At 60.5% G+C, this 14,012-nt stretch carries 13 protein-coding genes and 1 other RNA gene; 10 read left to right on the top strand and 4 right to left on the bottom strand.

Annotation, left to right across the window (positions count from 1 at the left end; all coding sequences use genetic code 11):
• Positions 1-5 precede the first annotated feature (5 nt).
• The 9 genes from G405_RS16405 to G405_RS0105100 all read left to right on the top strand — a co-directional run bounded on the left by G405_RS16405 (position 6) and on the right by G405_RS0105100 (position 9,524).
• Positions 6-3,644 carry a glycosyltransferase gene (locus G405_RS16405; protein ID WP_022700436.1) on the top strand — a complete coding sequence of 1,213 codons (3,639 nt, stop codon included), beginning with the start codon at positions 6-8 and terminating at the stop codon, positions 3,642-3,644.
• Between the two features lie 79 nt (positions 3,645-3,723).
• Positions 3,724-4,038 (top strand): DUF4164 family protein, encoded by a 315-nt coding sequence (locus G405_RS15045; protein WP_022700435.1) that lies wholly within the window; start codon positions 3,724-3,726, stop codon positions 4,036-4,038.
• Complete coding sequence (locus G405_RS0105120) at positions 4,035-4,439, top strand: cell division protein ZapA (protein ID WP_022700434.1); 405 nt, start codon at positions 4,035-4,037, stop codon at positions 4,437-4,439. Before G405_RS15045 ends, G405_RS0105120 begins: the two co-directional genes overlap by 4 nt.
• A 34-nt stretch (positions 4,440-4,473) precedes the next feature.
• A non-coding RNA gene (ssrS, locus tag G405_RS16770) (6S RNA) lies at positions 4,474-4,633 on the top strand.
• Positions 4,634-4,653: 20 nt separating this feature from the next.
• Positions 4,654-5,229, top strand: a complete 576-nt coding sequence (locus G405_RS0105115) for a 5-formyltetrahydrofolate cyclo-ligase (RefSeq protein WP_022700433.1) — start codon at positions 4,654-4,656, stop codon at positions 5,227-5,229.
• A gap of 132 nt (positions 5,230-5,361) precedes the next feature.
• On the top strand, positions 5,362-6,108 hold the full coding sequence (locus tag G405_RS0105110) for a hypothetical protein (protein ID WP_022700432.1): 747 nt from the start codon (positions 5,362-5,364) through the stop codon (positions 6,106-6,108).
• Positions 6,109-6,215: 107 nt separating this feature from the next.
• On the top strand, positions 6,216-6,986 hold the full coding sequence (locus tag G405_RS0105105) for a ferredoxin--NADP reductase (RefSeq protein ID WP_022700431.1): 771 nt from the start codon (positions 6,216-6,218) through the stop codon (positions 6,984-6,986).
• Positions 6,987-7,032: 46 nt separating this feature from the next.
• Positions 7,033-8,487 carry an ATP-binding protein gene (locus G405_RS16765; RefSeq protein WP_084683412.1) on the top strand — a complete coding sequence of 485 codons (1,455 nt, stop codon included), beginning with the start codon at positions 7,033-7,035 and terminating at the stop codon, positions 8,485-8,487.
• 218 nt (positions 8,488-8,705) lie between these two features.
• Entirely contained in the window at positions 8,706-9,524 is an 819-nt protein-coding gene (locus G405_RS0105100) for a TIGR00282 family metallophosphoesterase (protein ID WP_022700430.1), read from the top strand.
• Here the strand turns inward: G405_RS0105100 and fghA are convergent, their stop codons facing one another.
• Genes fghA through G405_RS0105085 form a run of 3 tightly spaced genes read right to left on the bottom strand, consistent with a single transcriptional unit; the run spans position 9,525 to position 11,932 of the window.
• Positions 9,525-10,361 carry an S-formylglutathione hydrolase gene (gene fghA / locus G405_RS0105095; RefSeq protein WP_022700429.1) on the bottom strand — a complete coding sequence of 279 codons (837 nt, stop codon included), beginning with the start codon at positions 10,359-10,361 and terminating at the stop codon, positions 9,525-9,527.
• A gap of 4 nt (positions 10,362-10,365) precedes the next feature.
• A complete protein-coding gene (locus G405_RS0105090; RefSeq protein WP_022700428.1) occupies positions 10,366-10,857 on the bottom strand; it encodes a YaiI/YqxD family protein in 492 nt (163 codons plus the stop codon).
• A complete protein-coding gene (locus G405_RS0105085) occupies positions 10,820-11,932 on the bottom strand; it encodes an S-(hydroxymethyl)glutathione dehydrogenase/class III alcohol dehydrogenase (protein ID WP_022700427.1) in 1,113 nt (370 codons plus the stop codon). The genes G405_RS0105090 and G405_RS0105085 overlap by 38 nt, the downstream gene beginning before the upstream one ends.
• Positions 11,933-12,110: 178 nt before the next feature.
• On the opposite strand from G405_RS0105085, the gene serA reads away from it, so the two are divergent.
• Positions 12,111-13,334, top strand: a complete 1,224-nt coding sequence (serA, locus tag G405_RS0105080) for a phosphoglycerate dehydrogenase (protein ID WP_022700426.1) — start codon at positions 12,111-12,113, stop codon at positions 13,332-13,334.
• 17 nt (positions 13,335-13,351) lie between these two features.
• Here serA and fsa read toward each other — a convergent pair whose 3' ends face one another.
• Entirely contained in the window at positions 13,352-14,002 is a 651-nt protein-coding gene (gene fsa, locus G405_RS0105075; protein WP_022700425.1) for a fructose-6-phosphate aldolase, read from the bottom strand.
• Positions 14,003-14,012 lie beyond the last annotated feature (10 nt).

Genomic DNA, 14,012 nt, shown 5'->3' with positions numbered 1-14,012 from the left:
GACAGATGACGGAAAACACTTCAACGGCGATCATGGTTCTGGGCATGCACCGCTCTGGGACTTCGGCGCTTACGCGCATCCTCAACCTTCTGGGGGCGGATCTGCCGGGCGATCTGATGCCGGCGAACGCCTACAACAAGTCCGGCTATTGGGAGCCCACCGATGTGGTCGCGCTCAACGACGCCTGGCTGGCGAAGGCGGACGCAGCCTGGGATGCGCCCTTCCTGGAAGACGATACGCTCCATGGGGCGCTGCCGCGCACAGCCGTGAAGACGGCTGCAGACACGATCCGGACGGCGTTCGGCGACGGTCATGAGCTGATTGCGGTGAAGGATCCGCGCTGCACGCTTTATGCGCCGACCTGGCGTCAGGCGCTGCAACACGCTGGTTATGCGCCGGCGCAAGTACTGATCCATCGAGACCCGGCGGAAGTCGCGCAATCGCTGGCGCACCGTGACAAATTCACGGCCGATGAAGCGGGGTTGTTATGGGCCTGGTATAGCTTGAAAGCGCTCAAGGCGTTCCAGGCGGATGGCGGCGTGGTGGTCAGTTACTCGGCGCTACGCCAAGATTGGCGTTCGGTTATTGAGACAGTGCGCAAAGGGCTTGAGGTTGACGGGCTCAAGATCACTCAGGACGCCAGCGCACGGATTGATGAATTCCTCAAAGAGCCCCGGTCGGCGTCGGATGCGGTCTTCAGCACCGACATGACGAAAGTTCTCGATGCGATCAGTGACTTGTATGGCGAGGCTGAGGCCGGAGCACATTTGGCTGATCTAGGCGCGTTGGAAGACGAAGTCCTGAGGCTGGCCGGTCAGAGCCGGGCCTCCATTGTGCGCGTTCGCGCGGAAGGCCACAAACAGGTCGCAAAAGTTGAGCGTGAGCGCGATAAGGCTCGCAATGATCAGAAGGCGACCGAGCAAGGTCTGCTAAAGGAGCTGGATGCCGCTCGCGAGACTTTAGAGCAGGAAAAAACGCGTCTTTCCAAAGAGCGGGATGCCGCTCGCGAAGCGTTCGAAGTTCAAACGGCACGCCTCGCTAATGAACGAGATGCGGCTCGCGAGGCGTTCACTTCAGCCTCTGCCTTGGCGGAAAAGATTAAAACCGAGTTGGAGCAATCCAATCATGAAGTGCAGCAGGCGCGCGATGAACTGCAAGTGCTCACTACTGAATTTATAGCGCTCGAAGACTCTGTTCACGCTTATCAAGATCACGCGCAATCGCTGGAGAACGAGCTTCAGAAAACCCAGGCGGATTATGTGGCGGCTGATTCCGAACGCCGGGCCTTGCGTGCGGAAGCCGTGCGTCTGAAAGCCATCGAGGACAGCTCGATCTGGAAAGCCACTACGCCCGTGCGGGCTGTGATGACGCGCCTTCCGGGCGTCCGGAATCTCATCCGCCGGGGGCTGAAGGCTGCCTGGTGGACGGCGACCGGGCAGATCGGCGCGCGGCTGCGCGCTCGCAAAGCGTCTCAGCTGGCGTCTCAGCTTGATGCTTCGCGCGCGCCAGAAAGCGGCGCGTCCGCACCCTCAAACCGGTCACAGATAAAAACGCTCAACAGCATGCTGACCGAAGAGTTTGGAGATGCCGCGAGCTATATTCCGGAGCTGATCAGCCGATACGATCTCGCCTTTCAGTCAGAAGGCCAGCCGCCGATCAAGACCGTGGTGGGCGATGACGCCGCGCGCAAGCTGGCGGAGCGTTTGGCGAAGGTCGCAGCCAAGCGGCCTGTCGCATCCTCGCCTGACGTCTCCATCATTATCCCGGCCTATAATCAGATTTCCTATACGCTGGCCTGCATCGAGAGCGTCTTCGCCAGCAATCCGCATGCGAGCTTTGAAATTCTGGTGGGCGATGACCAGTCCACAGACGGCACTCTGGCGGCGGCCAACGTGCCGATGGATCATGTGCGCTGGGTGCGCCACGAGACCAATCAGGGTTTTGTCGGCAATTGCAATCTGACCGCGGAACAGGCCCGTGGCCGGCATGTGCTGATGCTCAATAATGACACGCTGGTGCTGCCCGACTGGCTGGATACGCTGGTGGAGACGCTGGACGGTGATCCCAAGGTCGGTCTGGTCGGCTCCAAGCTGATCTATCCTGACGGCCGGTTGCAGGAAGCGGGCGGGATATTCTGGCAGGACGGTTCGGCCTGGAATCTGGGCCGGTTTGACCACCCCCGACGTCCAGAGTTCAGCTATGCCCGGGACGTGGATTACATTTCCGGGGCTTCCATCGCATTGCCCCGGGGTTTGTGGGAAAAACTGGGCGGTTTTGATGATATCTTCCGCCCGGCGTATGCCGAGGATGCGGACCTGGCGTTCCGCGTGCGCGCCGAAGGGCTGCGCACCGTCTTTCAGCCCCGTTCCATGCTGATCCATTTCGAAGGGGTGAGCTCGGGCACGGATCTCGCGTCCGGGGCCAAGGCGTATCAGGTGAAAAACCTCGAACAATTGCGCGACCGCTGGTCGGACGTGCTGGCGGCGCACCGTCCCAACGGGCAGCAGCCCGAGCGCGAGAAAGAGCGCGGCGTCACAAAGCGTGTGCTGTTCATCGACATGACGACGCCCGAACCCCAGCACGACGCCGGGTCGCTGGTGGCGGTGGAGACGATGCGGGCTCTGCAGGCGCTGGGCTATAAGGTGACCTTCGTCCCGGTCGATAATTTCCTGTGGACCAAGGCGTATTCCGCACCGTTGCAGGCGATGGGCGTCGAGACGATCTATCACCCGTTTTATTCGCGCTTCGAACCGTTCATCACGGCGCGGGGGGCAGAGTTTGATCTGGTCATCGTGCACCGCTTCGCCGCCGCCGAGCGCGTGATGGGCGCTTTGCGCACTCACGCGCCGCAGGCGAAAATCGCCTTCATGCCCGCGGATTTGCATTTCCTGCGCGAGCATCGGGAGGCTGAACTGGCCGATGATGCGCTGGCCCAGGACTCCGCGGCGCAGACCAAGCTTCGAGAGTTGGCGATCATTCGTGCAGCGGATGCGGTGCTGCCGCATTCGGACACCGAAATCGCGTTGCTGGATGAAGAGGCGCCGGAAACGCCCGCGTTCAAATTGCCCCTGATCTATGACCCTGAGCCCATCGCAGCGGGCTTTCATCGCCGCGAAGGTATCGGCTTTCTCGGCGGGTTTGGACATCCGCCGAATGTGGACGCTGTCGACTGGTTCTTGTCAGACGTCTGGCCCGAGGTGCGCGCCCAGAAGCCGGATGCGCGCTTTGTCCTGGCGGGCAGCAAGATGCCCGATCGCTTCAAGGCGCTGGATGGCAAGAATGGCGTAAAGGTGTTGGGCTTTGTCGAAACAGTCGACATCTTCTTCAGTGAGGTCCGCGCCTCGGTCGCGCCGCTGCGCTATGGCGCGGGCGCGAAGGGCAAGGTTGCAGCCAGCCTGGCGCTGGGCACGCCTTGCATAACAACGCCGATCGGGGCGGAGGGCATGGGATTGACCCCGGGGGTCGATGTTCTGGTCTCTGAGGACGCAAAAGGCTTCGTGCGCCATATCCTCGCCATGCTTGACGATGAAAACCGTTGGAATGACGTGCGTCAGGCCGGCGTGGAGTTCGCCCGCCGGGAGACCTCGCGCGAGGTCGTCCGGGCCCGTTTGTCAGACATGTTGGCGCAGTTGAAGCTGAGCTGAAGGCCGGGCGCAGAGATTCTTTCAGGCTCGCCCTGTCACACTGCTTGAACTTTTGCCGTTAAAGGCGGATTTTAAGGGCATGAGTGCGCCTGAACCCCCTGCCGCCGACGATCCGTTGGCTGATGCCGTCGACCGGCTGAATCGGGCCGTGTCCCGCGTGGGCGCGCGTCTGGATGACTACCAGCTGCGCTTGAGCGCGGCTGCTGGCGATGTGGAAGCGGCGCGTGATCTCGATGATGACCGCGCCCGCCTGGCTGCAGCGCTGGATGAGGCGCAAGCGCGTGAAGACGAACTCCAGGCTGCTGCGACCGACGCCGCACAGGCGCTCGACGCGGCCATGAGCGACCTTCAAACCCTGCTCGCCGCGAGCGACGATGCAGAGGAGACAGCGTGAGCAAGGTCACCATCTCCCTGAACGGGCGCGCCTTCACCATCGGCTGCGAAGAGGGCCAGCAGGCCTATCTGCGGGAGCTGGCCGGACATCTGGACACCCATGTGCGCGATCTGGCGAACAAGGTGGGACAGATCGGCGATGTTCGCCTGCTGTTGATGGCGGCCCTGATCGTGACCGATGAGATGCGCGAGGCCCGGGGCAAGGTCGATGAGCTGGAAGACACGGTTCTGGACCTCAAAGGGAAGGTGTCTCAGGCTGACGCCCGCCGTCGTGCGGACCGGGCGCGGGCTGCGGAAGCCCTCATAAGTGCAGCGGAACAGCTCGAATCCATGACCGGCGTCCAGGCGGCGACCGATGCCATGACTGCGTCACCGGAGCCGTCTGATGGAGAAAGCGCTTGAGCGCGAGGCCCCGCGACCCCATCTATATCAGCGGCGGTAGCTGGACCGTTCGACAGGTCTTAACATCCCGAGGACCTTACATCTCTGAGAGGGAGCTGCCTCTGGACTGGACCGTGGTCCTATCTAAGCGGCGCCCACCTGGTTTACCGGGTCATCAGGGTTGGAAAACGACCACCGGCGGAATTGGCGCCGCCACCTTGCCTTTCCACCTTTCATGCTGACGGCCTGGCGCAAGACAAACGCCAGGCGCGCGGCGCGGGCCGCGCGGGCGGCGTCCTACGCCAAAGAGCCCGACGCCGGGCGCAGGCTGGTCGAACACTTCCCCGACAGCCTTTGGCCGAAGGTTCGGCAAGTGGTGGCGGGGTATGCCGCGATCGGCGACGAGATCGACCCTCAGACCTTGCTTGAGACCTTCGCGCTGGAGCAGGCGCGCATCGCCCTGCCCTGTGTCGTAGGCAAGGATCAGCCCCTGACCTTTCGAAGCTGGACGCTCGACCAGCCTTTGGAGCCCGGACCGTTCGGGACGCGGCAACCGGGAGCGGACCATGCTGAACTGAACCCGAGCCTCATCCTTGTGCCCCTCGTCGGATTTGACCTTAAGGGGCGGCGGCTGGGTTATGGCGGCGGGTTTTATGACCGCACGCTGGAAAAGCTCAGACAATCGGGTCCCTTGACCGTCGTCGGGCTGGCCTATGCCGCCCAAAGGCTGGCCAAAGTTCCCGCCGAGGCGCACGACATGCGTCTCGATTGGGTCGTCACGGAGCAGGGCGCGCACCAGATCGCCCCCTGAACCGCATTACAAAGCGGCAAGCTGGCGTTCACGCCATTGACCCCAAGCCGCCCTGCTGTCTGACTTGCGGTCCAAAACCAAGCGGCGGAATGAATGAACGCGCTCGCCTCCCCATCGTTTGCGGCGGTTTCCATGTCGAAACTGACCGGCGAAATCAGCCCGACTGTGCTGAAATGGGCGTCGGGCGCCGTGGCGGCGGCCTTGCATCTGGGGTTGGGCGCTGCGGCATTGTATCTGTTGCATGCGCCGAACCCGCAGCCGCTACCGGATCGCACGATCCATCTGACCATGGTGACGGTCCCCGAAGTCGAGCCCGTGCCTGTTGTGGAGCCGGAGGAGATTGTGGCGCCTCAACCCGTCCTGGAGCCGCTGCAAGAGGCGCCAGAGCTCACTTCTGATGCATCGCCTGCAGAACCTGTTCCTGCGCCCCAGCGTCCGGCCGAGGTTGCGACGCCGGCCCTTTCGCGACCCTCTGAACCGGCGCCGCAACAGGTGTTGACGGCGGAAGGCGGACAAGCGGGCTGGGCGCCGGATTCCGGCCCGGCCGTCAGCGAACGCACGGCGGGGGCCTTGCGCGGGTTGTTGTGTGCGGGCGGCTCTGAGCATACGCGCGCCGCAGCCGGCTGCGATCCGGCGGCGCAAACTGATCCCAATGGCTACGCCGCTTATGCGGATGCTGCAGGCATCGCGCAGATCGAGGCGGCCTTCGGCCCGGTCGAGAGCCTGGGCTATGCCGGCGGCTCCACCGTGGATATGGGGAGCTTCACCCTGCCCGGGCAGGTCAATAACAACCAGCCCCATTATGTCTCCGGCGTGCATTCGGTCTTTGGCCAGCTGCCGGTGTCCGACAAGGTCCGTGATCCCGGATTCGGCGACTGAGCCAGCCTGTCACGGGCGTGACCGCGCGCCGCAGCGCGAACCATTGGCAAGACCTCGGCTCCGGCCTAGAACGCCCTCACTTATCAACTGCACAAAGCGAGACGACGATGGGCGCGTTTACGGAAGAGGACGTTATTGCGGTTCGGCATTATACCGACCGATTGTTTTCATTCCGGGTGACCCGCCCGCAAAGCTTCCGTTTCCGCTCGGGCGAATTTGTGATGATCGGCCTGATGGTCGACGGCAAGCCGCTCTTGCGCGCCTATTCCATCGCCAGCCCGGCCTGGGATGAAGAGCTTGATTTTTATTCGATCAAGGTGCCCGACGGACCGCTGACCAGCCAGCTGCAGCATATAAAGCCCGGCGATAAAATCCTGATGGGAAAGAAGTCTGTCGGCACGCTGGTGCTCGATGCGCTGGAGCCGGGCAAGCGGCTCTATCTCCTCTCAACCGGCACCGGCATCGCGCCCTTCGCGTCGGTGATCCGGGACCCGGAGACCTATGAGCGCTTTGATCAGGTGATCCTGACCCATACCTGCCGCGAGGTCGCCGAGCTGACCTATGGCAAGGAGCTGGTGGACGCTGTGCGCGAAGACCCGCTGGTGGGCGAGTTTGTCGGCGACAAGCTGGTCTACTACCCGTCCGTCACGCGCGAGGAGTTCGAGCGCAAGGGCCGCATCACCCAGCTGATGGATGACGGCGTCATCTATGACGAGCTGGGCGTCCCGCCGCTCAACCCCGACACCGATCGGGTGATGATCTGCGGCTCCATGGAGATGCTCAATTCGTGCAAGGAGCGGTGTGACCGCGCGGGTCTGAAAGAAGGCTCCAACGCGCGCCCGGCCCAATATGTGGTCGAGAAGTCGTTTGTAGGCTGAGGCTTTAGAAGCTACTTTACTAAGATAGCTTCTATCTGAGCGTGCCATGCTTGTTACTGACCCATCCCGACTTGTTTCCAACTTGCTTGAGAAAGGCAAGGAGAATGAATGGTTGGAATTTAAAGAGAATAACTTTTCTGCAGACTCTTTGGCTAAGTATATTTCTGGATTGGCCAATTCGGCTATGTTGGCGCAGAAGCGTCACGCGTACATACTCTATGGGATCAAGGATAAGACACTTGAAATTGTAGGCACCTCTGTAGATCTTAGTTCTGAGACACAGGGTTCGGAACCACTCAAAAAGTGGCTTTCAAAGGTAATTCGGCCTAGATTAAATATTGAATTCTGTACAGCCTGGTTTGATGAGCTACGTGTTGAAGTCGTAGTGATAGATGCTGAAATGCTGAGCCCTGTTCAGTATAATGGCAAATCCTATATCAGAATTGGAGAGTCCCTATCTCCGCTATCGACATATCCAGAAAGAGAACGAAGCCTCTGGTCCGCTACTTCAAGATATAGTTTCGAAGGTAGTGTTTGTTGTGGCAACCTTTCTATCGCTGAGATATTCAATTTATTCGATGTCGAATCATTTTGTTCAATGTTGGACTGCGTGAGAGCCTCTCATGAGGCTTATATTGATTATCTTGTCGGTTTGGATTTGATATCCGAAGATATTGAGGGTGGCTTTAGTGTCACTAATCTTTTCGCATTGCTTGCCGCGAAAAACGTTAAGCAGTTTCCTGCATTGAAAGGAAAAACGCCTCGTCTAATTAAGTATAAGGGTAAAAATAAATTAGTTGCAGAGGATGATGTTATAGGTGCTCGTGGATATGCGATTGCCTTTCCACGGTTATTGTCGGCGATTATGCAGAGGTTGCCTCACGAAGAAGAGATGAAGCATGGGGTTAGGAGGGTTAAGCACGCAATACCTGAGTTGGCTGTGCGTGAATTCTTGGCTAATGCCTTGGTTCATCAAGATTTTTCAGAATCAGGTTCTAGGCCAACAATAGAAATTTTTGAGGATAGGCTTGTAATAACAAACCCAGGCGTTCCTCTTATTAATACTGATAGATTCATAGACGCTCCTCCGAAATCAAGAAACGAATCTTTAGCGGACATGATGAGGCTGGCGAAGCTATGCGAAAATAGAGGTTCTGGGGTTGATAGGGCGTTAGTTTCTATTGAAAAATCATACTTGCCGGCACCCATGTTTCAAGTCGTTGAGGGTGCAACGGTCGTTACAATCTATTGTAAGAAAGCATATGCGAAGATGACGAGCCACGACCGCTTGAGGGCATGCTATCAGCATGCATGTCTCAGGTGGGAGGCGTCTGAATATCTTACGAATATGAGTTTGAGAAAGCGTTTGGGATTGTCAGACAGCCAAATATCACAAGTTTCACGCCTTATTGCGGAAGCTGTTGAGGCTCGTTTAATCCGGCCGCTAGCTGACGACCAGCCTAAGAAAAATGCTAAATACGTTCCTATTTGGGTCGAGTAATTTATTTGCTTGTCAAACCGTGCTTAAGTGGTCGACGGTATTTTTTCTATATATATCAATAAATTAATTCTGGACTCGTAATTGATTCGAATCGCCAGCATGAGTCTGGTTAATAAGATATAAACTGTAAGGCGGGCGGCTGGAGTTAACATAGCACCGCTGGCCTAACAGGCTCGCTTCGCCTATATCCGCACGCCTGAGCAAGGATAGGCGGTTTCATGCGTATTGCGTTTTTTGGCGATGTAGTCGGCAAGTCGGGCCGGGACGGGCTGTGCGAGGCGTTGCCGGATCTGCGCAAGCAGCTCCAGCTCGATTTTGTCGTGGTCAACGCCGAGAACGCGGCAGGCGGTTTCGGCATCACCGAAAAGACCGCCAACGAGATGTACGACGCGGGCGCGGATGTTCTGACGCTTGGCAATCACGCCTGGGACCAGTCTGAAACCCTGTCGCACATTGAGCGCGAACCGCGCCTTCTGCGCCCGGTGAACTATCGTGAAGGCACGGCGCCGGGGCGCGGGGCGGGGCTTTATGACCTGCCGGACGGCCGCCGGGTGCTGGTGATGAATGTGATGCTGCGCCTGTTCATGCAGCCGCTGGAAGACCCGTTCGCCTCGGTCAGCCATGAAATCGATTCCTGCCCGCTGGGCGCCGTGGCGGACGCCATCATCGTCGACATGCATGGCGAGGCGACGAGCGAGAAAGTGGCGCTTGGCAATTATTGCGATGGTCGCGCCAGCGTGGTGGTCGGCACCCACACCCATGTGCCCACCGCCGATCATCGCATCCTGCCCAAGGGCACGGCCTATCAGACCGATGCGGGCATGTGCGGGGATTATGATTCCGTCATAGGCATGGTGAAGGACGAGCCGATCAATCGCTTCGTCACCCATATGCGCTCGGGCCGCTTCACCCCGGCCTCGGGCGAAGCGACCGTGTGCGGGCTCTATGTGGAGACCGATGACGCGACGGGGCTGGCGGTGCGCTGCGAGCCGATCCGCGTGGGCGGTCAGCTCGCAGAGATCATCCCCGAGGTCTGATCACAGACGCTCGCCCAGCCACCGCAAATGGTCTTCCATGAAGGTGGCGATGAAGAAATAGCTGTGATCATAGCCGTCCTGCCGGTGCAGGGTCAGCGGCTGGCCGGCCTTGCGGCAGGCTTCTTCCAAGAGTTCCGGCTTCAGCTGTTCAGACAGGAACTGATCGCTCAAACCCTGATCCACCAGAATGCCGGCCTCGCACCGGGCGCCGTCTTCAATGAGGGCGCAGGCGTCGTATCGGCGCCAGGTCTTCAGATCGTCGCCGAGATACCCGCCGAGCGCTTTCTGACCCCAGGGGCAATGGATCGGCGAGCTGATGGGCGCGAAGGCGCTGATCGCCTTGAACAGGTCGGGGCGCTTCAGGCCCAGGGTCAGCGCGCCATGCCCGCCCATGGAATGGCCGGTGATGGCGATGTCTTCCAGATCGAGGCAAGGCGCGGCCTCGCCCACGACCTTCAGAAGTTCGCCGGTGACATAGCTTTCCATACGATAGTGCTTGGCCCACGGGTCCTGCGTGGCGTCCACATAAAAGCCTGCGCCAGAACCGAAATCATAGCTGTCATGCTCGCCGGGCAGATCGAGACCGCGCGGTGAGGTGTCGGGCGCCAGAAACGCCAGGCCCAGCTCGGCGCAGACGCGCTGGAAGCCGCCCTTGTCGGTGACATTGGCGTGGGTGCAGGTCAGGCCTGACAGATAAAGCACGACCGGAACCGGGCCGTCTTCCGCGGCGGGCGGCAGGTAGAGCGAGAACGTCATCTGCGTGCCGGTCTCTTTGGAGTCATGGGTCCAGACTTGCTGGCGTCCGCCAAAGCTGCGGGTCTCTGAGTTGAGTTCCATAATCCTACCGTCCTCGTTTGAGATCCTGAAACAGGCGTTCGAGCCCGTTGAGAAAGTTCGACCGGTCGCGGGGGCCGAAGGGCTTGCCGCCACCGCCCTCCATGGTTCCGGCGCTGCGCAGATCCGTCATCAGGTCGCGCATGGCGAGTTTCGACCCGATGGAGTGGGCGTCAAACTCGGTCCCGCGATGGTCGATCGCCTTGCCGCCCGCCTTCAAGCAGCGGTCGGCCAGGGGAATATCCCCGGTGATGCAGATATCGCCCGGACCGATCCGCTCCGCGATCCAGTCATCCGCCGCGTCCGCGCCTTCCGGCACGATCACCAGCTCCGCCCATTGGCTTTGCGGGCGGCGCAGGCCGCCATCGCACACCAGCTTGATCTCGGTGCGATGGCGTTCGGCCACCCGGATCGCCTCGTCCTTCACCGGACAGGCGTCAGCATCGATGAACAGCGTCAGATCAGAACTCCACGACCGAGCGGATGCTTTCGCCCGCATGCATCAGGTCGAAGGCGGTGTTGATGTCATCGAGCGGCATTTTGTGTGTGATCAGGCTGTCGATATCGATCTTGCCGTCCATGTACCAGTCGACGATTTTCGGCACATCGGTGCGGCCACGCGCGCCGCCAAAGGCGGAGCCTTTCCAGACCCGGCCGGTGACCAGCTGGAAGGGGCGGGTGGAGATTTCCTGCCCGGCCTCGGCCACGCCGATGATGATGCTTTCGCCCCAGCCGCGATGGCAGCATTCCAGCGCCTGACGCATGACATTCACATTGCCGGTGCAGTCAAAGCTGTAATCCGCGCCGCCGCCGGAAATGTCGAGAATGGCCTCGACCACCTTGTCCATGCCGATCTCGTTGGGATTGATGAAGTCGGTCATGCCGAACTTCTCGGCATGGGCGCGCTTGGCAGGGTTGATGTCGATGCCGATGATCTTGTCTGCGCCGACCATGCGGGCGGCCTGGATGACATTCAGGCCGATGCCTCCAAGGCCGAACACAGCGACGTTCGCGCCCGGCTCAACGCCGGCGGTGAAGATCACCGCGCCCACGCCTGTGGTGACGCCGCAGCCGATATAGCAGACCTTGTCGAAGGGGGCGTCTTCGCGGATTTTCGCCAGCGCGATCTCCGGCATGACGGTGAAGTTCGAAAAGGTCGAGCAGCCCATATAATGGTGGATTTTTTCGCCATTCAGGCTGAAGCGCGACGTGCCGTCCGGCATCAGGCCCTGGCCCTGGGTGGAGCGGATCGAGGTGCACAGATTGGTCTTCTGGCTGAGGCAGCTTTTGCACTGGCGGCATTCGGGCGTGTAAAGCGGGATCACATGATCGCCCGGCTTCACACTCGTCACGCCTTCGCCGATTTCGCGCACGATACCCGCCCCCTCATGGCCCAGAATGGAGGGGAAGATTCCTTCGCTGTCCTTGCCGTCGAGCGTATAGGAATCGGTATGGCAGACGCCGGTCGCCATGATCTCGACCAGGACTTCACCGGCGCGCGGCCCTTCAAGGTCCACCTCATGGATTTCGAGCGGTTTGTTCGGGGCGAATGCAATTGCGGCGCGGGTCTTCATGAAAGCCTCCTCAAGCGATGGCGGTCTGATCGACGGCGTATGGCGTCCAAATACGCGTGCGCGCGGGTGGCGGCAAGGCGAGGCGCAGGATGAAATCAGGATATGCCCGAACGCGGCATTGAAATGCCCGGTCATTTAGGCACAGTGGTGCAACGCAACATGATCATTGGACGCCCTCATGGCCCATACACCTGAATACACCGCCCTTTTGCTTGAAAACGTGCACCCGGACGCTGACAGCGCGCTGCAGACTGCCGGTCCGGTCACCGTTAAGCGCTTGTCGGGATCTCCCGATCGTTCGCAGCTGGAGGCGGAGATCGCCAGCGCGCATGTGCTGGGTATTCGTTCGCGCACTCATGTGGACGCCGCCTTGCTGGACGCGGCCAAGGACCTTCAGGCCATCGGCTGTTTCTGCATCGGCACCAATCAGGTGGATCTGAACGCCGCCGCCGAGCGCGGCGTGCCGGTGTTCAACGCGCCTTTCGCCAACACCCGATCGGTGGCGGAGCTGACATTGGCGTCAGTGATCATGCTGATGCGGCGCATTCCCGAAAAAATGTTCGCGATCCAGCGCGGCGAATGGCTGAAAACCGCTGACGGCGCCAATGAAGTGCGCAAGAAGAAGCTCGGCATTATCGGGTACGGCAATATCGGCGCCCAGCTTTCTGTGCTCGCCTCGGCGCTTGGCATGCATGTCTATTACTATGACATCGCGCCCAAGCTGGCCCATGGCAATGCCCGCCCGATGGATACGCTCGACGGTCTTCTGTCTGAGTGCGACGTGGTCACCTTGCATGTGCCCTCCACCGCCCGCACCAAGAACATGATCGGCGAGGCCGAGATCGCCCGGATGAAGCCCGGTGCGTTCCTGATCAATCAGGCCCGTGGAGACCTGGTGGATGTGGATGCCTTGGCGGCGGCGCTCAATTCAGGCCATCTCGCCGGCGCGGCGGTGGACGTGTTCCCCGTGGAGCCCAAAAGCAAGGATGAGCGCTTTGAAAGCCCGCTCACCCAGTGCGCCAATGTCATCCTGACGCCTCATATCGGCGGCTCGACGCTGGAAGCGCAGCAGGCCATTGGTCTGGATGCAGCGGGCAAGTTGGCGCGATACCTCTATGAAGGGTCGACCACGTTTGCCGTGAACTTCCCCCATGTGGATCCCGGTCCCATTCAGCCGGGCCGCACTCGCGTTCTCGCCCCGCACAAGAACCGTCCGGGTTTCCTGCGGCGCTTGAATGACGCGGTCGAGCAGGTGGGCGCCAACGTCGCCGCGCAGTTCCTGCAAACCGAAGGGGATCTGGGCTATGCGGTCGCTGATCTTGAAGGCGATCTGCCGACGGATTTCCTGGATCGCGTTCGCGCTATCGACGGCACGATCCGCGCGCGCCTGATCCAGGGCTAGGGCATGACGGCGGCGGGCTAGACCAGCCCGTCGCGTCCTGTGGCCTTCCAGTCCGCCATGAAGGCGTCCAGTCCCAGATCCGTCTGGGGGTGCTTGATCAGCTGATCGAAGGTTTTCACCGGCAGGGTCGCGGCGTCACACCCGGCCAGGGCGGCCCCTTCCACATGCTTGAGATGGCGCAGGGAGGCGGCGAGGATCGAGGTTTCAAATCCGTACTGGTCATACATCGCCCGGATGTCTTCAAGCAGGTTGATCCCGTCTGATCCGGCGTCGTCGATACGGCCCACAAAGGGAGAGATGAAGGTCGCCCCGGCCTTGGCCGCCATCAGCGCCTGGCTCAAAGAGAAACACAAGGTGACATTGGTGGGCACGCCTTCGGCGTGGAATTCGCGGCAGGCCTGAAGCCCGGCCGCCGTCAGCGGCAGCTTGATCACCACATTGTCGCCCAGGGCGCGCAGCTTGCGGCCTTCTTCCAGCATGCCGTCATAATCTGACGCCACCACTTCGGCGCTGACCGGGCCAGACACCGCTTTGGCGATCTCCTTGACGCGGTCAAACACGCCAGCCCCGGATTTCGCGATCAGGGACGGGTTGGTGGTCACCCCATCGATCAGGCTGGCGCGAGCTTCAATCTCGGCGATTTCGGCGGTGTCGAGAAAGATCTGCATGAGCCACTCC

The organism is Oceanicaulis alexandrii DSM 11625, from assembly GCF_000420265.1.
GTDB lineage: Bacteria > Pseudomonadota > Alphaproteobacteria > Caulobacterales > Maricaulaceae > Oceanicaulis > Oceanicaulis alexandrii.
This window is presented reverse-complemented; position numbering and strand designations above follow the sequence as displayed.